The organism is Antarctobacter aquimaris (genome assembly GCF_900184945.1).
GTDB classification, from domain to species: domain Bacteria; phylum Pseudomonadota; class Alphaproteobacteria; order Rhodobacterales; family Rhodobacteraceae; genus Maliponia; species Maliponia aquimaris.
The window spans coordinates 413,901-432,311 of record NZ_FXYF01000004.1; the positions used below are offsets into that span (position 1 = coordinate 413,901).

Sequence of the window (18,411 nt, forward strand, 5' to 3'; positions counted from 1 at the left end):
CCGTGGAAACATCGCCGAAGTTGCATCGCGACGCAACTTATGATCAAAAAATTGGTGACGGGGCACTGGAGACCCCGTGACCAACGGGAGAACTGGATGACCAAGACACTTTTGACAATGACCGCTTCCCTTGCGCTCGTGGCCGGCATGGCTGCCGCCGAGGAAGTGCGCGTCTACAACTGGTCTGACTACATCGACGAAAGCCTGCTGGAGAAATTCGAGCAGGAAACCGGCATCGACCTCATCTACGACGTGTTCGACAGCAACGAGGTTCTCGAGACCAAGATGCTGGCCGGCGGTTCGGGCTATGACGTCGTGGTGCCCACCGGCACCTTCCTGCAGCGTCAGATCATGGCGGGCGCCTTCCAGCCGCTGGACAAGTCCAAGCTGCCGAACATCGACAACATGTGGGACGTGATTTCCAAGCGGACCGCCGTCTACGATCCGGGCAACGAATACTCGATCAACTACATGTGGGGCACCACCGGCATCGGCGTGAACGTGGGCAAGGTCAAGGAACTGCTGGGGGACGACGCGCCGATTGGCAGCCTCGCGCTGATCTTCGACCCCGCCAACATGGAAAAGCTGGCCGCCTGCGGCGTGCACCTGCTGGACGCGCCCGTCGAGGTGGTGCCCGCGGCGCTGGCCTATGCCGGGCTCGACCCGGACCGCAAGGACGACGAGGCGCTGGCCAAGGCCGAAGAGGTCCTGATGGGCGTCCGTCCCTACGTGCAGAAATTCCACAGCTCGGAATACATCAACGCGCTGGCCAACGGCGACATCTGCGTGGCCTTCGGCTGGTCGGGTGACATCCTGCAGGCACGCGACCGCGCCGCCGAGGCCGAGAACGGCGTCGAGATCGCCTACAACGCGCCCTCCGAGGGTGCGCTGATGTGGTTCGACCAGATGGCCATCCCGGTCGACGCCCCGAACCCGGCGGGCGCCCATGTGTTCCTGAACTTCATCATGGATGCGCAGAACGCGGCCGCGGCCTCGAACTACGTCTACTACGCCAACGGCAACAAGGCGTCGCAGGAATTCCTGGTCGAGGACGTGATCGGCGACACCGCGATCTACCCGGACGCGGCAGCGCTGGACAACCTCTACACCACGACGCCCTTCTCACCCAGGGAGCAGCGGTCGCTGACCCGCATGTGGACCAAGGTCAAGTCGGGCACCTGAGCCTCTGACCTGCGCGCCGCCCGACCGGGCGGCGCGTTTCCTGACTTCAGTGGTGGAATGATATGGCCGGACCCGTCTTTGCCCCTTGGAACGATCCCGAGGCAAAACCGCTCATCCAGTTCAAGGGCGTGACCAAGCGATTCGGCGATTTCACCGCCATCGACAACCTCACCCAGGACATCTACGAAAAGGAATTCTTTGCCCTGCTCGGCCCGTCCGGCTGCGGCAAGACCACGCTGATGCGGATGCTGGCGGGCTTCGAGGAACCGACCGAGGGCGCCATCCTGCTGGGCGGCGTCGACATCGGACATGTGCCGCCCAACAAGCGCCCCGTGAACATGATGTTCCAGAGCTACGCGCTGTTTCCGCACCTGTCGGTCTACGACAACATCGCCTTTGGCCTGCGGCGCGAACGCAAGTCCAAGGAGCAGATCGACGAGCGGGTCAAGGAAATGCTCCGCCTGACCCGGCTGGAGCGCTTTGCCCAGCGCAAGCCGCACCAGATTTCCGGCGGCCAGCGGCAGCGCGTGGCGCTGGCGCGCAGCCTGGCCAAGGCGCCCAAGCTGCTGCTGCTCGACGAACCGCTGGGCGCGCTGGACAAGAAGCTGCGCGAAGAGACGCAGTTCGAACTGGTCGACATCCAGGAAAAGACCGGCACCACCTTCATCATCGTGACGCATGACCAGGAAGAGGCGATGACCGTCGCCAGCCGCGTCGCGGTCATGAGCGAAGGCCGCATCGCCCAGGTCGCCACCCCGGACGTGATCTACGAGGCGCCGAACTCGGTCTACGTGGCCGACTTCATCGGCAACGTGAACCTGATCCGTGGCATCGCCAAGGCGCGCCCGGCGCAGACCCCCGCCCCCGCGCCCGCGCCCACCGCGGAACCGGCCCCTGCACCCGCGGCAGAGGCCGCCGCCAAACCCGCCGTCGAGACTGCGCCGCAGCCCCAGACCGTGGGCCCCAAGCCCAACGCCCTGGGCCGCGCCCTGCATGACAAGGTGCTGGCCCCGATCGTCGGCAAGTGGATTGACGAACCGCCGCGCCAGTTGCCGCCGCCCGAGGTCGGCGACGAAAGCCCGGCTGACGAACCGGCGCTGCAACCCGCCGCCGCGCCCGGTGCCGCGCCTCAGATCCCGCCCGGCGGGATCGAGATCCGCTGGGCCGAGGGCCTGCCGCCGCTGATCGCCGTCAACGGTACTGCCGACCTTGACGGCCATCCCGTCGTGCTGGCGCTGCGCCCCGAAAAGCTGGGCATCTCCAAGGAAAAGCCTGCCGCCGCCAACGCGCTCAGGGGCAAGGTGATCGACATCGCCTACCTCGGCAACATCTCGACCTACCACGTCGAGGTCGCAAAGGGCCTGATGCTCAAGGCGCAGGCCGCCAACACCCGGCGCATCTCGCGCCGTGACATCACCTGGCAGGACGAGGTCTGGCTGAGCTTCACCGCCACCGCCGGCGTCGTGCTGAAGGACGAATGATGCGCCGCGTCGTCCTCATCGCCCTGCCCTACCTGTGGCTGTTGGCGCTGTTCCTGGTGCCCTTTCTCATCGTCCTGAAAATCTCGCTGTCGGACACCGCGCTGGCCCGGCCGCCCTACATGCCGCAGCTGGACCTGAGCGAAGGCTGGACCGGTATCCGGACCTTCCTGTCCGGGCTGGACTTCGAGAATTTCACCTTCCTGACCACGGACGCGCTGTACTGGAAGGCCTATCTCAGCTCGCTCCAGATCGCCGTCACGGCGACCTTCATCACCCTTTGCGTGGGCTACCCGGTGGCCTATGCCATGGCCCGCGCGCCGCAGGAATGGCGGCCGACGCTGCTGATGTTGGTGATCCTGCCATTCTGGACCTCGTTCCTGATCCGGGTCTATTCCTGGATGGGCATCCTGTCGACCGAAGGCACGCTGAACCAGTTCCTGATGTTCCTCGGGCTGATCGACACGCCGCTGACGATCCTCAACACCAACACCGCGGTCTACATCGGCATCGTCTACACCTACCTGCCGTTCATGATCCTGCCGATCTACTCGGCGCTGGAAAAGCTGGACGAAAGCCTGCTGGAGGCCGCCGTGGATCTGGGATGTTCCAGGATCCAGACCTTCTGGCTGGTGACCGTGCCGCTGTCGCGCAACGGGATCATCGCCGGCTGTTTCCTGGTCTTCATCCCCTCGCTGGGCGAATTCGTCATCCCCTCGTTGCTGGGCGGGTCGGACACGCTGATGATCGGCAAGATCCTGTGGGAGGAATTCTTCTCCAACCGCGACTGGCCGGTGGCCTCGGCGGTGGCGGTGATCCTGCTGCTGATCCTGATCATTCCCATCATCCTCTTCCAGCGGTCGGAAGAGAAGGCGCGGGAGGCAAACCGTTGACAGCCCCCCGCTGCACCCCCCTGTGCGAGGCCCGGACATGAGACGTTTTTCCTGGTTCAACGTCACCTCGCTGACGCTCGGCTTTGCCTTCCTCTATCTGCCGATGGTGCTGCTGGTGATCTACTCGTTCAACGAGAGCCGCCTTGTCACCGTCTGGGCCGGCTTTTCGACCAAGTGGTACGGCGAGCTTCTGCGCAACAAGGAGTTCCTCGACGCCGCCTGGGTCACCCTGCGCGTGGGCTTCTTCTCGTCGTGCATGGCCACCGTGCTGGGCACCATGGCGGCCTACGTGCTGGTTCGCGCCGGCCGCTTTCCCGGGCGCACGCTGTTTTCCGGCATGATCTACGCGCCGCTCGTGATGCCCGAAGTCATCACCGGCCTGTCGCTGCTGTTGCTGTTCATCGGCATCGGTCTGGACCGGGGCGTGTTCACCGTCGTGCTGGCGCACACCACCTTTGCCATGTGCTACGTCTCGGTCGTGGTGTCGTCGCGGCTGGCCAGCTTTGACCAGTCGCTCGAAGAGGCGGCGCTGGACCTGGGCGCCTCGCCGCTGGAGGCCTTCATTCTGGTCACCTTGCCGATCATCGCGCCGGCGGTGATCTCGGGCTGGCTCCTGGCCTTCACGCTGTCGCTGGACGACCTGGTGATCGCCAGCTTCACCACCGGCCCCGGGGCGACGACCCTGCCGATCAAGGTCTTTTCCGCCGTGCGCCTAGGCGTGTCGCCCGAGATCAACGCGCTGTCGACCATCATGATCGGCATCGTGACGGTCGGGGTGATCACCGCCTCGCTGATCTCGAAACGCGCCGCCGTTCAGCGCGCCCGCGACGAACAGGCCGCCCTGCGCACCTCGTGACCCGCCTGTTCGAGCCGCCCGCCTACGGGCCGCAGGGCGCCTGTTTCTGGGCCGACACCGTCGCGCCCGGGGACTGGCCACGCCTTGACGGCGATGTGACCACGGACGTGGCGATCATCGGCGGCGGCTTTACCGGGCTGAACGCCGCGCGGACCCTGGCGCGCGCGGGCGCATCTGTGGTCGTGCTGGAAGCGGACCACCCCGGCTGGGGCGCCTCGGGGCGCAACGGCGGGTTCTGCTGCCTCGGTGGGGCCAAGGCCTCGGACGCGATGCTGGAGCGTCGCTTTGGTGCGGGCGCGGCACGCGCCTGGGCCGCGACGGAACAGGCCGCCGTCGCCCATGTCTCGGGCCTGATCGACAGGCATGGATGGGATGTCGACCGCCATTCGCAGGGCGAAACCCTGCTGGCGCATACCCCCCGGAAATTCGCCGCGCTCAAGGCCAGCGCACCGGTCCTCTCGTCCGAACTGGGCGTGACGGTGGAGTTGCACACCAAGGACGAGTTGCCGGCGCTGGGGCTGGGCGGGCCCTGGCATGGCGCGATGACGGTGCCGGTGGGCTTTGCACTGAACCCGCGCAAGTACCATGCCGGATTGGCGCGGACGGCCCAAACCGCCGGGGCGCGCCTGATGGCGCACAGCCCGGTCACCGCGCTGGAACGTCTCGCCGCGGGCTGGCGCCTGCGCACGCCCGGCGGCACGGTCACGGCGAACAGGATCGTTCTCGCGACCAACGGTTACAGCCACGAGGACCTGCCGCCGTGGATGCGCGCCCGCACCCTGCCGGCGCAGTCCACCGTCATCGTCACCCGCCCCCTGTCGCAGGACGAACAGCGCGCGGCGGGCTGGTGGTCATCGCAGATGGCCTATGACACGCGGTTCCTGCTGCACTACTTCCGGCTGTTGCCGGACGGGCGGTTCCTGTTCGGGATGCGCGGCGGTCTGTACGCGACCGAGACCGCGCAGGCGCGCATCTCGCGCCGCATCCATGCCAATTTCAACCGTCTGTTCCCCGCGTGGCGGGACGTGGAGATCACGCATGAATGGTCCGGCCTGGTCTGCCTGATGCGCACGCTGACACCCTTTGTCGGCGCGGTGCCGGGCCACGCCGGGCTGTTCGCCGCGCTGGGGTATCACGGCAACGGGGTGGCGATGGGCTCCTACGCCGGGCACCTGGTGGCGCAGCGCATGCTGGGCCGGGCGCCCGAAGGCCCCGCACCGGAGTGGCTGGCGTCTGAGCCGCCGCGCTTTCCCCTCGGCCGGTATCGCCGCCTGCTGCTGGCCCCGGCCTATGCCGTGGCCGAGGCGCTGGACCTCTGACGCCTCAGCCCTGCGGAGTCATCGTCGGACGCGCCTTGCCGCGTTGCAGGCCCAGCTGGCGTTCGCGCCAGATGATGATGCCGCCCGCCGTCACAACGATGGCCGATCCGACCAACACCATGCTGGTCGGCGACTCGTCGAAGAACCAGTAACCGAACAGGATCGCGAACAGGATCGAGGCATAGTCGAACGGCGCGATCACCGCCGCCTCGGCAAAGCGGTAGGCCGAAGTCAGCAGGATCTGCGCCACCCCGCCGATCAGCCCCGCCCCCACCAGCATGGCCAGCACATGCGCCGGCGGCAGGGTCCAGCCAAACGGCGCCGTGAGCAGCGAAAAGCCCGTCGCGGTCAGCGAAAAATAGAACACGATGGCCGAGGTCTGTTCGGTCGCCACCATCTTGCGGATCTGGATCTGCGCCAGCGACCGCATCACCGCCGAGGCCAGCACCAGCGCCACACCCAGCGCCGCGGTTTCCGCCGCGCCGTCGAATTGCAACCGGGGCCAGAGCACGATCACCACGCCCACCAGCCCCAGCGCCACCGCCGACAGCCGGAAAACGCGCAGCCGCTCGCCCAGCAGCACCGCCGCCAGCAGCACGGTGATCATCGGCGCGGCAAAGCCGATCGCCGTCACCTCGGGCAGCGGCAGCAGGCCCAGCGCGGCAAAGCCGCAGCCCATCGCCGTCACCCCGACCAGCCCGCGCCAGACATGCATCAGCGGGCGCTGCGCCTTCAGCCCGGTCTTGAGGTCGCCACGCATGGCCAGCCAGGCGACGATCACCGGCATGGCAAAAAACGACCGGAAGAACACTGCCTGCCCGGTCGGCACATGCGCCGAGCTGGCCTTGATGAACGAGGCCATGATGGTGAACAGGACGACGGAGGTCAGCTTCAGGGCGATGCCGCTCAGCGGGGACATGGGGGCTCCTACGCGGGTCGCGCCAGAGTGGACCCCCCTGCCGCCAGCGTCAATCGCCTGAGATCACCGGGTTTCCCGGCAATGGCTGCGGAATGCCCGTTTCAACAGGTCCAGTTCGGCGCGCAACAGCGCCACCTCGGCGCGGATGTCGTCGGCCAGCGCCTCTCCGGCGATCAGGGCAAAGCTGGCCAGCACCTCTTCGCTGCGGGCATCGCGGATCAGGATCGTCTTGACGCCGTCGCCCAAGGCCTCCACCGGCACCGGCACTTCCACGACCCAGCGGCTGGGGTCCGAGGTGCGGGTCAGCGTGACGCCGGGCAAGGGACGGCCTTCAAGGCTCGCCCCGACCTCGGGCATCGGATCGGCGTCCGTGGTGGCCACCAGCAGCCCCTCCCAGACGCCTTCGCGGAACCGGGTCTTGGTCAGCGTCAAATCCGTCATCTGCCCCTCTTCCGTCCGGTCACAGCGGCGCCCGTCTGCGGCGGCTGAGAGTCAAGTCCCGCAGCACGATCCGGTTCATCCGCGGCCCTTCGAAGATGAGGTCCAGCCACATCTTGTCGACCCGCTTTTCGTTGAGACGGGTATAGGCCAGGTCGAACTCGACGAACACGGTTTCCTTCTGCAAGGGCAGTTCGCGCACCACCTGTTCGGTGTTCGGTCCATGGCGCACGTTCAGCCGCGAAAATATCTCCAGCCGCTTCTCCATTTCCACCGTCGCCTCGAGCCGGATCAGGTGTTGACGTGTCAGCCCCTCGACCGCCGCCTCGGGCAGGTCGATCGCCAACGACAGGTACGACCCCTGAAAGGCAAAGACATCCAGTTGCAGGCCAAAGGCGGCCAGGTCCGCCTCGCGCAGGTTGCGGATCTGGCGCAGCGCCATCTCGGCACGGGGGCAGTCGTGGAACAGCGTCGTTTCCTGCCCCAGGCTGGCCTTGGTCCGGACGTCGACCAGGCCCTGCACCGGCAGCGGACCGCTCCAGACCTCGGGGCGCCAGGCCCAGTCCGAATCCTGCGGGCGCGGAAAGCTCTGGTTGCCGATCATCGGCAGCGCCAGCCGCGCGTCGGCCACGTGAATCAGTTCGTCCAGCCGGGTCTTGAGCCGCCGGGCCATCGTCCTCTGACGGCGCAATTCGGGCAGGTCGGTGTCCGGCGCGGCGCGGGCCAGACGGGTCCAGCGGCGCAATCCCCGCACCTGAACCGCCCGGTCCAACCATCCCTGCCCGTCGCTGCCCATACCACCGCCGATCCTGCCGTCCGGTTACGGAAAACCGTTTCCGATCCCGAAACTATTATGGCAAATCCTGAGGATTGAATAAACGCCCCAGCACGCCCTTACGCAAGATCGGCGTCCGCGCCGGCCTGGCCGCGTCGGCGCTTTGCCGGGCAATGATGTCGCTGACCCGGTCCAGCATCGCGGCGCCGCCATCCCCGGCCAACGCGCTGCCCCTGGGGGCATAGAGCGCGAGTCCGACCATCCGGTTTCCCTGCACGAAGGCAGATCGCCAATAGCGCGGGTCGCTGCCTTCGAACTTGCCTTCGCCGCCGGTCGCCAGGTGGGCCGTCACCCGCAGATCGGTGCGTTTCGAGGTGATCAGCTGCGCACCGGAGGCGCGCGCCAGTCCCTCGGCGGTCGGCAGGTCCTGGCTGTCGCCGCGCGGGCCGACCGTGATGGTCACCAGCATCGGCGGCACCTCTTCCCCGGCCTTGCCGTCGCTCAGGATGTGGCAGGAGGCGATGACCGCAAAGCCGCGTTCCGGCCCGGCGCTCTTGGTCTCGGGATCGATGCAGTAGCCCCTTGGTCCGGCCACGACCACGTCGCCGCCCGCAAGACTGGCCTTGGCCAGCGGGGCGCGACCTGACGCGACAGACCCGGAAACCAGCGCCTTTGTGTCGGTGCCGGTTCCCGTGTCACGGTCTGCCTGAGGTGTCAGGGCAAGGCACCCCGACACCAGCAGCGCGCCCGCGGCGCACACCCACAAGCGCGCCGCCATGGATCAGAGATCCGCGTAGACGTGCTTTTCCTCGGCGCCGCCGGGATGCGTCACCGCTCCGCGGTAGGTCTCGCCCACCAGCTGCGCGTATTTCCACAGCGCGCCCGAGGCGTAGATCGTCTCGCGCGGGCCTTTCCACTCGGCCTTGCGCGCGGCCATTTCGTCTTCGGTCAGGTCCACGTCCAGCGTGCCCTTGATCGCGTCGATGGTGATGATGTCGCCATCCTTGAGCAGCGCGATCGGCCCGCCATGCGCCGCTTCCGGCCCGACGTGACCCACGCAGAAGCCGCGCGTCGCACCCGAGAAACGGCCGTCGGTGATCAGCGCCACCTTCTTGCCCATGCCCTGGCCGGACAGCGCCGAGGTGGTGGACAGCATCTCGCGCATGCCGGGGCCGCCGGCGGGGCCCTCGTTGCGGATGACCAGCACCTCGCCTTCCTTGTAGGAACGCGCCTTGACGGCGGCAAAGGCGTCTTCCTCGCATTCGAAGACGCGGGCCGGGCCGCTGAACACCTGCTCGTCGGCCTTCATGCCGGCCACCTTCACGATGGCGCCCTGCGGGGCAAGATTGCCCTTCAGGCCCACGACACCGCCGGTCTTGGTGATCGGTGTCTCGATCGGGTAGATCACCTTGCCGTCGGCCTCGCGCTCGATCAGGTCGATCTCTTCGCCCATGGTGCGGCCAGAGGCAGTCATGCAATCCTCGTGGATCAGGCCCGCCTTGCGCAGCTCCTTCATCACCACCGGCACGCCGCCCGCCTCGTAGAGGTCCTTGGCGACATAGTTCCCGCCCGGCTTGAGGTCGACGAAATAGGGCGTGTCACGGAAGATGTCGCAGACGTCGTCCAGGAAGAACTCCAGCCCCGCCTCGTGCGCGATGGCCGGCAGGTGCAGGCCCGCGTTGGTCGATCCACCGGTGCAGGCGACGACGCGCGCGGCGTTCTCCAGCGACTTGCGGGTGACGATGTCGCGCGGGCGGATGTTCAGCTCCAGCAGGCGCATGACGGCGATGCCCGAGGCGGTGCCGTAGGCATCGCGGCTCTCGTAGGGGGCGGGCGCGCCGGACGAGTTGATCAGTGCAAGGCCGATCGCCTCGGACACGCAGGCCATGGTGTTCGCGGTGAACTGGCCGCCGCAGGCGCCGGCGCTGGGGCAGGCGGCCTTTTCGATGGCGCGCAGTTCCTCGTCGCTGTTGGCGCCGGCCTGGTGCTGGCCCACGGCCTCGAATACGTCCTGGACGGTGATGTCGCGGCCCTTGTACTTGCCCGGCAGGATCGAACCGCCATAGACAAAGACCGACGGCACGTTCAGACGCACCATGGACATCATCATCCCCGGCAGCGACTTGTCGCAGCCCGCGAGGCCCACCAGCGCGTCATAGCCGTGGCCCCGCATGGTCAGCTCGACGGTGTCGGCAATCGCCTCGCGCGAGGCCAGCGACGACCGCATGCCCTCGTGTCCCATGGCGATGCCGTCGGTGACGGTGATGGTCGTGAACTCGCGCGGCGTGCCCGAGGCTTCCTTGACGCCCAGCTTGACCGCCTGGGCCTGCCGGTTCAGCGAGATGTTGCAGGGCGCGGCCTCGTTCCAGCAGGTCGCGACGCCGACCAGCGGCTGATGGATCTCGTCCTCGGACAGGCCCATGGCATAGAGAAAGGACCGGTGCGGCGCCCGCTCGGGGCCCTCGGTCACATGGCGGCTGGGCAGTTTGGACTTGTCGAATGGACGCTTGAGCATCTGGAGGCTCCTCCCGCGAAATGGCTTTGACTTGGAATAGCGAAGCGCTCCGCACGGCACAAGCGTCAAGCGATGGATGGTATACCAGCGGCAGCCGAGGCGGACAGCGTGGCCATTTGGGTATTTTTGCAGAGAAGAAGCAACAGGTCGCACCCGGAGTTTCTTCTCTGTAGAAATACCCAAGTCCGGTCACCGATGTGCGCACGGCCCGAGGGCCGCGCCCGATGAGACGGCGGGTGGGGCGATGTTGCGCGCAGCGCTGACCGGGCGGCGCCCGTCGTCAGCCCGCGCCAATCAATGCACCCGCCGCGAACACCAGCGCTCCGCCAAGCACAACCTGGAAGGTGGCGCGCAGGAACGGGGTCTCCATGTAGCGCATCTGGATCCAGACGATGGCCCACAACTCGACAAAGACCACGACCAGCGCGATGGTCGTCGCGGTCCAGAAATGCGGGATCAGGTAGGGCAGCGCGTGGCCCAGCCCGCCCAGGGTGGTCATCACCCCGGCGGCGATGCCGCGCTTGATCGGCGACCCGCGGCCCGACAGCGTGCCGTCATCCGACGCCGCCTCGGTGAAGCCCATCGAGATCCCGGCGCCGACGCTGGCGGCCAGGCCGACCAGGAAGGTGGTCCAGGTGTCCTGCGTGGCAAAGGCGGTGGCAAAGATCGGCGCCAGGGTCGAGACCGAGCCGTCCATCAGCCCGGCCAGCCCCGGCTGCACCCAGGTCAGCACGAACTGCCGCTTGGCACGGTCGTCCTCCTCGCTGCGGGCGTCCTCGTGCAGGTGCTTCTGTTCCAGCTTGTGCGCCGCGTCCTGGTGCTTGGCCTCGACCGCCGCCAGATCGCCCAGCAGCCTGCGGGTATCCGCGTCCTGCGCGTTCTGCGCCGCGATGTGGTAAAAGCGTTCGGCATCCCGCTCCATGTTCGCCGCTTCCTCGCGGATACGGTCGAGCGAGAGGTTTTCGGTCAGCCAGACCGGTCTGCGGGCATAAAAACCTGCCACATGCTCGCGACGGATCAGCGGGATGACCTCGCCAAAGCGGCGGACATGCAGGTCGATCAGCGCCCGGCGGTGGCCGTCCTCCTCGGTTGCCATCCCTTCGAACACCTTGGCGGTGTCGGGATAGTCCGCCCGCAGACGTTCGGCAAAGCTGCGGTAGATGCGTGCGTCGTCCTCTTCGGAGGAAATCGCCAGCGCCAGGACTTCCTGTTCTGTCAGGTCCTTGAACTGGCGGCGGTAGCCCATGTTCAGCATGATGGTCCTTTCTTAGAATCATTCCAATCTATCCCGCGCGCGCCAAACCTCAACCCCCTGGACACCGACCCTTGCCATCGCCGCCCCCGGCCCCGACATGTCATGCATCACGCGCAGGCATCGTGCTGCGGGGCGGCGCATCGGGGCGGGCAAGCGGGCTTGCTTGCCGGAACTGAACTGCGCGGTTTATAGTCGCCGAACCCAGGGGAGGGACGAGATGACGGCAGAGGCTCTGGTCCGCAAGGGACGCAAGTTCGACCAGGTGATCGAGGGCGCGCGCGAAGTCTTCATGCGCGACGGGTTCGAAGGCGCCAGCGTCGACGAGATCGCCCGCCAGGCCGGCGTGTCCAAGGCCACACTCTACAGCTATTTCCCCGACAAGCGGCTGCTGTTCATCGAGGTGGCCAGCGCCCAGTGCCGCCACCAGGCCGACGAGGCGGTGCTGTCGATGGACATGAAACAGCCGCCCCGCGCGGTGCTGGGCCAGGCCGGGCGCAAGTTCCTGGGCTTTCTCTATTCCGACTTCGGGCAGCGGATCTTTCGCATCTGCGTCGCCGAGGCGGACCGCTTTCCCCAGCTGGGCCGCCAGTTCTACCAGAGCGGCCCGATGATCATGCGCCGGGTGATGACGGATTATTTCCGCGCCGCCCGCGACCGCGGCGAATTGCGCATCGACGACATCGACCTCGCCTCGGACCAGTTCGCCGAACTTTGCAAGGCCGACCTGTGGCCCAAGATCATCTTCGGCATCCAGACCAGTTTTTCCGAGGCCGAAATCACGCGCGTGGTGGATGGCGCGGTCGAGACCTTCATGGCACGGTACGGCGCGTGAGGCGCGGTCCTGCCTGCCGGACAGTCAAGAGGAAGACAAGATGAAGACGGTATCCGAAAACAAGTGTTTCGAGGGCGTACAGGGTGTCTACACCCACGCCTCGCAGGCCTGCGGCTGCGACATGACCTTTGGCCTGTTCCTGCCGGCAGAGGCCGCGCATGGGCCGGTGCCGGTGCTGTGGTACCTCTCGGGGCTGACCTGCACGCATGAAAACGCCATGGTCAAGGCCGGCGCGCAGGGCTGGGCGGCCGAGCACGGCATCGCGCTGGTCTTTCCCGACACCTCGCCGCGCGGCGAGGACGTGGCCGACGACGAGGCCTATGACCTGGGCAAGGGCGCCGGCTTCTACGTCAACGCCACCGAAGCCCCCTGGGCGCCGCATTTCCGCATGTGGGACTACGTGGCCGAGGAACTGCCCGCCCTGCTGGGCCAGAACTTCGCGGTCGACATGGAACGGCAGGCGATCACCGGGCATTCGATGGGCGGGCACGGCGCGCTGACACTGGCGATGAACCTGCCGGGGCGCTTTGCCTCGGTGTCGGCCTTCGCGCCGATCGCCAATCCCACCGCCTCCGACTGGGGGCGCAAGCAGCTTGGCGCCTATCTTGGCGCGGACGAAAGCACCTGGCGGCGGCACGATTCCTCGCTGCTGATGCGCGAAACCGGGTTCGACGGCCCTGTCCTGATCGACCAGGGCAGCACCGACCAGTTCCTTGACCTTCTGAAGCCCGAGGCGCTGGCCGATGCCATCGCCGCGTGCCGCCAGGACGCGACCTTCCGGATGCAGCGCGGCTATGACCACAGCTATTTCTTCGTTTCCAGCTTCATCGAGGATCACGTCGCCTTCCATGCCGAGGCGCTTCATGCATGACCCCGTCCCGGCCCCGCGCCGGGACCTCGTCCGCTCAGGTTTGGTGCGGTGCCGGACATGACCCTCTACGTCGACGCCGACGCCTGCCCGGTCAAGGCCGAGTGCGAGACCGTCGCCACCCGCCACCGTCTGCCGATGGTGCTGGTGGCCAATGGCGGCCTGCGGCCTTCGCGCAACCCGCTGGTCTCGCTCCGGATCGTTCCCGACGGCCCGGACGAAGCCGACAAGTGGATCGCCGAACAGGCACAGCCGGGTGACGTGGTGATCACCAGTGACATCCCGCTGGCCGCGAAATGCGTCGCGGCGGGGGCGCAGGTGCTGCGCCCGGACGGCTCGGCGCTGACACAGGCCAATATCGGCGCGCAACTGGCGATGCGTGACCTGATGACCGACCTGCGCGCCGCAGACCCGTTCCGCCAGGGCTCGGGCAAGGGCTTTACAAAGGCTGACCGCAGCCGTTTCCTCGACGCGCTGGAACGCGCGCTCCGGCAAGCAGCGAAAGACGCACAATGACCATAGAGGCGGTGATCTTCGACATCGGCAACGTGCTGATCGAATGGCAACCCGAACGTTATTACGACGCAAAGATCGGCGAGGCGCGGCGCCGCGCCATGTTCGCCGCGCTCGACCTGCACGGCATGAACGACCTCATCGACCGCGGCGGCGATTTCCGGCAGACCGTCTACGACTGGGCCGATCGCAACCCGGAGTGGGCCGCGGAAATCCGCCTCTGGCACGACGACTGGCTGGAGATGGCGACCCCGGCCATTCCCCATTCCGTCCGCCTGCTGCGCGCCCTGCGCGGCAACGGCCACAAGGTCCACGCGCTGACCAACTTCGGCATAGGCACCTGGGCCATCGCCACGCCGCGCTACGATTTTCTCAACGAATTCGACCACGCCTTTGTCAGCGGCCACTTGGGCGTCACCAAGCCCGACCCGCAAATCTACCAGATGGTCGAGGATCACCTTGGCCTGCCCGCCGCGGCGCTGCTGTTTGCCGACGACCGCGCCGACAACCTCGCCACCGCCGCCGCGCGGGGCTGGCACACCCATCTCTTCACCGGCCCCCAGTGCTGGGCAAACCGCCTCGTGACCGAGGGGCTGCTGACCGAGGAACAGGCACGATGACCACCATCATTCCCTTCGCCGAGGGCGAGAAAAATCTCGACTGGCTGGCCCTCACCCGGGCTCTCGACGCCGGCCACCGCCTGCCCAAGGCCGAGATCGCGGATGTCTTTCTCTACAGGGGCGAAGACACCCTGCTGAACCGCTCCGCCTGGATCGACGGGCTGGGCATCGCGGTCAAGGCGGCGACGGTGTTTCCCGGCAACCCCGAAAAGGGCAAGCCGATGATCGGCGGCGCGGTCAACCTGTTCGACGATGCCGACGGCAGCCTTTCGGCGGTGGTCGATTTCCACCTGGTGACCAAGTGGAAGACCGCCGGCGACAGCCTCTGTGCCGCGCTGAAACTCGCCCGCCCGGACAGCCGCAAAATCCTGATCGTCGGCGCAGGCACAGTGGGCGCTTCGCTGCACGAGGCCTATTCCGCCGGCTTCCCGCAGGCCGAGTTCACCGTCTGGAACCGCACCCCCGACAAGGCCCGTGCCTTTGCCGAGGACCGTGGCATCGCCTGGGCCGAGGACCTGGAAACCGCCGTCAAGGCGGCCGACATCGTCACCTCCGCCACCATGTCGACCCAGCCGATCATCCAGGGCGCCTGGCTGCAACCGGGCCAGCACCTCGACCTGATCGGCGCCTACCGCCCCGACATGCGCGAGGCCGACGACACCGCCATCACCCGCGCGCGCCTGTTCGTCGACAGCTACGACACCACCCTGGCCCATATCGGCGAGTTGAAGATCCCCTTCACCAACGGGTTGATCACCGGCCATGACATCATCGCCGACTACTACAACCCCGAGGACTTCCACCGCCGCAGCGACGACGAGATCACCCTGTTCAAGAACGGCGGCGGCGCGCATCTCGACCTGATGTGCGCGCGCTACATCCTCGACGCCTGGTCGCAAAAATGACCCTGCTCGGCGGCGCGCTGACCCTCGCCGCTCTCGGCACCGCCGCGCTGCCGATGTGCCGCGAGGCGCGCCGCTCCCCGATCGCCGCCCTGCGCGACGCGGCCCCGGGAGGCTTCGCGAAACTCCCCTCCGGCACCACCCACTACCAGTGGTTCGGACCCGAGAGCGGCCCCGTCACCGTCTGCATCCACGGCCTGACCACCCCCAGCTTTGTCTGGCAGGGCCTCGTTCCGCACCTGGTCAAGGCAGGCCAGCGTGTCCTGACCTATGACCTCTACGGGCGCGGCTATTCCGACGCCCCGCGCGGGGCGCAGACACCGGCCTTCTTCATCCGCCAACTGACGGAGCTGCTGGCACACGTACAGGTCCCCGCCCCCGTCACCCTGATCGGCTACTCCATGGGCGGCGCCATCGCCGCCTGCATGGCCGCCCAGGCCCCGGAACGCATCGCCCGGCTGGTCCTGCTCGCCCCCGCCGGCATGGGCCACGACCTGGGCAGCCTTTCCCGCCGCGCCGCGCAAGTGCCGCTGATCGGCGACTGGCTCTTTCACATGGCCTACCCCGGCATCCTGCACACCGGGATCGAGTCCGAGCGTGGCACCCCCGGCTCGGTCCCCGACATCGCCGACCAGCAGCTCTTTCAGCTGACCCGCCGCGGCTACCTGCGCGCGGTCCTGTCGTCGCTGCGCGGCCAACTGGCCCGCCCGCTGGAGGACGAACACTGCAGGATCGCCAGGGCCGGCACCCCGGTGCTTGCCATCTGGGGCCGCGATGACAGCGTCATCCCGATCCGCGCCATGGGCACCCTCGCGCAATGGAACCGCAGCGCGCACCAGGAGGTGATCGCAGGCGCAGGCCACGGCCTGACCTACACCCACACCCCGCAGGTCGCCCGGGCCATCCTGGCCTGACGCCCCTGCTTCTTCTCTGCAAAAATACTCCCGGGGGTCTGGGGGCAGCGCCCCCAGCCGTCAGGCCGCCACTGCCACCGCCGGCAGGGCGCGGCGCTCGCGGATCGGAAGGTGCACCAGCGCGCTCAAAGCCCCGACCCCCACGCCGATCCACCAGACCAGCGTGTAGTTGCCCGACACGTCGTACAGCCGCCCGCCCAGCCAGACGCCCAGGAACCCGCCCAACTGGTGGCTGAGAAAGATCACGCCATAGAGCGTGCCCATGTAGCGCAGCCCGTAGAGATGCGCGACCAGCCCCGAGGTCAGCGGCACCGTCGCCAGCCACAGCGCCCCCATCACCGCCGAAAAGACCAGCACGCTGGCCGGTGACATCGGCAGCAGGATGAACACCGCCGCGGCGATGGTGCGCGCGGTATAGATCCCCGCCAGCAGATACTTCCTGGTGTACCGCTTGCCCAGCCAACCTGCCGACAGTGTGCCCAGGATGTTGAACACCCCGATCAGCGAGATCGACACCGCCCCCAGCGCCGAGGTCGTGGTGATCCCCACCGAATGCAGGATGCCGCCCACGGCGATCGGCCCGCAGGTCTCGGTCACGAAGGCGGGGAAATGCGCGGTGATGAAGGCCAGCTGGTAGCCGCAGGAAAAGAACCCTATGAAGATCAGCGAAAAGGACGGATCGCGGAACGCGCGGGTCAGCACGGCGCCCATGCTCTCTTCCAGTTCGGCCTTCGTCGCGGCCGGGGCGCGCATGGCGGGCAGCACCAGCAGCACCGCCAGGATGGCGCAGGCGAAGACGACAAAGACCCACTGCCAGCTCATCACCGTCATCAGCGCCTCGGCCAGCGGTGCGCCGACGACCTGCCCTGCGCTGCCCGCCGCCGTGATGATCGCCAGCGACATCGAGCGGTTCTCGTCGCTGGCGGCGCGGCCGACCACGGCCAGCACCACGCCGAACCCGGTGCCGGCGATGCCGAAGCCCACCAGCACCTCCAGCGCCTGCATGGAAAAGGGATCCGTCGCAAAACTCGACAGCACCAGCCCGGCGGCATAGAGCACCGCGCCCAGCACGATGGCGCGCCGGTCGCCCAGCCGCTCGGCAAAGGCGCCGAACAGCGGCTGGCCAATGCCCCAGGCCAGGTTCTGGATCGCGATGGCCAGGCTGAACTCGGCCCGCGCCCAGCCGAATTCCTCGGCGATGGGGATCTGGAAGACGCCAAAGCTGGCCCGGATGGCAAAGCTGACCATGATGATCACGCAGCTGGTGATCAGCACCGGGGTGAACAACGAGACGCGACTCGACATGGGGCAGGCTCCTGCAAAGCCCGCATTGTCTGCCCCGTCGCCGCGCCACCGTCAAATTCGAATGCGTGATGCGTCGGTCAAGATGACCTTATGCGTGGCCGATGCGGCCGGACATCAGGCCGCCGCCGGTGAGATGGTCGATCAGGTCCCGCGCGCGCACCAGGGGATCGCCGCTGTCGGCATTGATCCGCGCCAGCACCTTGTTGCGGGTCACCACCGGGGTGTCGTCAAGAAGGATGCTCGCCGCGCTGTCCGGGTCCATGAACCGTGGAAACCGCAAGAGCGGCGTGATGTCGTCCACCTGCGTTCCGGTCAGGTCCAGGGTTTCCAGCTCGGGCAGATCGGCCAGCAGGCCGAGGTCGGAAAACGCCGTCCGCCGCACCGACAGGCAGCGCAGCGCCCGGCAGTCGGCCAGCGGCGCGAAATCGGTCACCTGCGTGCCGTCCAGCCGCAGTTCCTGAAGGTCTGGAAACCGTGCCGCGACAGAGATGTCAGTGATCCCCGTGCCTTCCAGCATCAGCGCGCCCATCCGCGTCATGCCGGCCAGAGGTGACAGGTCCGTGACCGGCAGACCGCGCAGGTCCAGCTTTTCCAGCCGGGTCAGCGGCGCGATGGGCGACAGGTCGGTGATCTGGGTGCCTTCGAGATCCAGCCAGGTCATCCAGTCCAGCCGCCCGATCTGCGGTGGCAACGCCCGGATCGGCACGTCGGACGCGTAGTAGAGAAAGGACAGCCCGTCCCGACGGTTGATCTTGGCGTCCTGGATGTCCTCCCGGATCGCCGCCTCCAGCGCCGCCTCGTCCGCACTCGCGCCCATAACCGCCTCC

The 18,411-nt window shown here is 67.4% G+C and carries 19 protein-coding genes; 11 read left to right on the forward strand and 8 right to left on the reverse strand.

Going from position 1 to position 18,411, the window contains the following annotated elements:
• The first annotated feature begins 96 nt into the window (after window positions 1-96).
• The 5 genes from MAA8898_RS09895 to MAA8898_RS09915 all read left to right on the forward strand — a co-directional run bounded on the left by MAA8898_RS09895 (window position 97) and on the right by MAA8898_RS09915 (window position 5,728).
• Window positions 97-1,182 carry a polyamine ABC transporter substrate-binding protein gene (locus MAA8898_RS09895; RefSeq protein ID WP_176445117.1) on the forward strand — a complete coding sequence of 362 codons (1,086 nt, stop codon included), beginning with the start codon at window positions 97-99 and terminating at the stop codon, window positions 1,180-1,182.
• Between the two features lie 62 nt (window positions 1,183-1,244).
• The gene (locus MAA8898_RS09900; protein WP_094020827.1) at window positions 1,245-2,663 is read left to right on the forward strand and encodes an ABC transporter ATP-binding protein; all 1,419 of its coding nucleotides are present in this window, start codon (window positions 1,245-1,247) and stop codon (window positions 2,661-2,663) included.
• A complete protein-coding gene (locus tag MAA8898_RS09905; RefSeq protein WP_094020828.1) occupies window positions 2,663-3,553 on the forward strand; it encodes an ABC transporter permease subunit in 891 nt (296 codons plus the stop codon). Before MAA8898_RS09900 ends, MAA8898_RS09905 begins: the two co-directional genes overlap by 1 nt.
• Before the next feature lie 37 nt (window positions 3,554-3,590).
• The gene (locus MAA8898_RS09910) at window positions 3,591-4,409 is read left to right on the forward strand and encodes an ABC transporter permease subunit (RefSeq protein ID WP_094020829.1); all 819 of its coding nucleotides are present in this window, start codon (window positions 3,591-3,593) and stop codon (window positions 4,407-4,409) included.
• A complete protein-coding gene (locus MAA8898_RS09915; protein ID WP_094020830.1) occupies window positions 4,406-5,728 on the forward strand; it encodes an NAD(P)/FAD-dependent oxidoreductase in 1,323 nt (440 codons plus the stop codon). Before MAA8898_RS09910 ends, MAA8898_RS09915 begins: the two co-directional genes overlap by 4 nt.
• Before the next feature lie 4 nt (window positions 5,729-5,732).
• Here MAA8898_RS09915 and MAA8898_RS09920 read toward each other — a convergent pair whose 3' ends face one another.
• The 6 genes from MAA8898_RS09920 to mbfA form a co-directional block, all read right to left on the reverse strand.
• A complete protein-coding gene (locus MAA8898_RS09920) occupies window positions 5,733-6,647 on the reverse strand; it encodes a DMT family transporter (RefSeq protein WP_094020831.1) in 915 nt (304 codons plus the stop codon).
• 63 nt (window positions 6,648-6,710) lie between these two features.
• Window positions 6,711-7,088 (reverse strand): hypothetical protein, encoded by a 378-nt coding sequence (locus MAA8898_RS09925; RefSeq protein ID WP_094020832.1) that lies wholly within the window; start codon window positions 7,086-7,088, stop codon window positions 6,711-6,713.
• Window positions 7,089-7,107: 19 nt separating this feature from the next.
• Complete coding sequence (locus tag MAA8898_RS09930; RefSeq protein ID WP_094020833.1) at window positions 7,108-7,881, reverse strand: DUF6478 family protein; 774 nt, start codon at window positions 7,879-7,881, stop codon at window positions 7,108-7,110.
• Window positions 7,882-7,936: 55 nt separating this feature from the next.
• Window positions 7,937-8,638, reverse strand: coding sequence for a hypothetical protein (locus MAA8898_RS09935; protein WP_094020834.1), 702 nt, complete (start codon window positions 8,636-8,638; stop codon window positions 7,937-7,939).
• A gap of 3 nt (window positions 8,639-8,641) precedes the next feature.
• The gene (gene ilvD, locus MAA8898_RS09940) at window positions 8,642-10,375 is read right to left on the reverse strand and encodes a dihydroxy-acid dehydratase (protein WP_094020835.1); all 1,734 of its coding nucleotides are present in this window, start codon (window positions 10,373-10,375) and stop codon (window positions 8,642-8,644) included.
• Window positions 10,376-10,655: 280 nt separating this feature from the next.
• Complete coding sequence (gene mbfA / locus MAA8898_RS09945; protein ID WP_094020836.1) at window positions 10,656-11,630, reverse strand: iron exporter MbfA; 975 nt, start codon at window positions 11,628-11,630, stop codon at window positions 10,656-10,658.
• 217 nt (window positions 11,631-11,847) lie between these two features.
• Here mbfA and MAA8898_RS09950 point away from each other — a divergent pair, with 217 nt between their 5' ends.
• From MAA8898_RS09950 to MAA8898_RS09975, 6 genes are read left to right on the forward strand one after another with little or no spacing between them, the layout of a single operon-like run.
• On the forward strand, window positions 11,848-12,462 hold the full coding sequence (locus MAA8898_RS09950) for a TetR/AcrR family transcriptional regulator (RefSeq protein WP_094020837.1): 615 nt from the start codon (window positions 11,848-11,850) through the stop codon (window positions 12,460-12,462).
• Between the two features lie 40 nt (window positions 12,463-12,502).
• Window positions 12,503-13,333: an S-formylglutathione hydrolase gene (gene fghA / locus MAA8898_RS09955; RefSeq protein ID WP_094020838.1), complete on the forward strand. Its 831-nt coding sequence runs from the start codon at window positions 12,503-12,505 to the stop codon at window positions 13,331-13,333.
• A 57-nt stretch (window positions 13,334-13,390) separates the two neighbouring features.
• On the forward strand, window positions 13,391-13,846 hold the full coding sequence (locus MAA8898_RS09960) for a YaiI/YqxD family protein (protein ID WP_094020839.1): 456 nt from the start codon (window positions 13,391-13,393) through the stop codon (window positions 13,844-13,846).
• A complete protein-coding gene (locus MAA8898_RS09965; protein ID WP_094020840.1) occupies window positions 13,843-14,463 on the forward strand; it encodes an HAD family hydrolase in 621 nt (206 codons plus the stop codon). Before MAA8898_RS09960 ends, MAA8898_RS09965 begins: the two co-directional genes overlap by 4 nt.
• A complete protein-coding gene (locus tag MAA8898_RS09970; protein ID WP_094020841.1) occupies window positions 14,460-15,368 on the forward strand; it encodes an ornithine cyclodeaminase family protein in 909 nt (302 codons plus the stop codon). Before MAA8898_RS09965 ends, MAA8898_RS09970 begins: the two co-directional genes overlap by 4 nt.
• On the forward strand, window positions 15,365-16,279 hold the full coding sequence (locus MAA8898_RS09975) for an alpha/beta fold hydrolase (protein ID WP_176445118.1): 915 nt from the start codon (window positions 15,365-15,367) through the stop codon (window positions 16,277-16,279). The genes MAA8898_RS09970 and MAA8898_RS09975 overlap by 4 nt, the downstream gene beginning before the upstream one ends.
• Before the next feature lie 60 nt (window positions 16,280-16,339).
• Here MAA8898_RS09975 and MAA8898_RS09980 read toward each other — a convergent pair whose 3' ends face one another.
• Both MAA8898_RS09980 and MAA8898_RS09985 read right to left on the reverse strand, forming a co-directional pair.
• Window positions 16,340-17,584 carry an MFS transporter gene (locus MAA8898_RS09980; RefSeq protein ID WP_094020842.1) on the reverse strand — a complete coding sequence of 415 codons (1,245 nt, stop codon included), beginning with the start codon at window positions 17,582-17,584 and terminating at the stop codon, window positions 16,340-16,342.
• Window positions 17,585-17,672: 88 nt separating this feature from the next.
• Window positions 17,673-18,401: a leucine-rich repeat domain-containing protein gene (locus MAA8898_RS09985; protein WP_094020843.1), complete on the reverse strand. Its 729-nt coding sequence runs from the start codon at window positions 18,399-18,401 to the stop codon at window positions 17,673-17,675.
• Window positions 18,402-18,411: the final 10 nt, after the last annotated feature.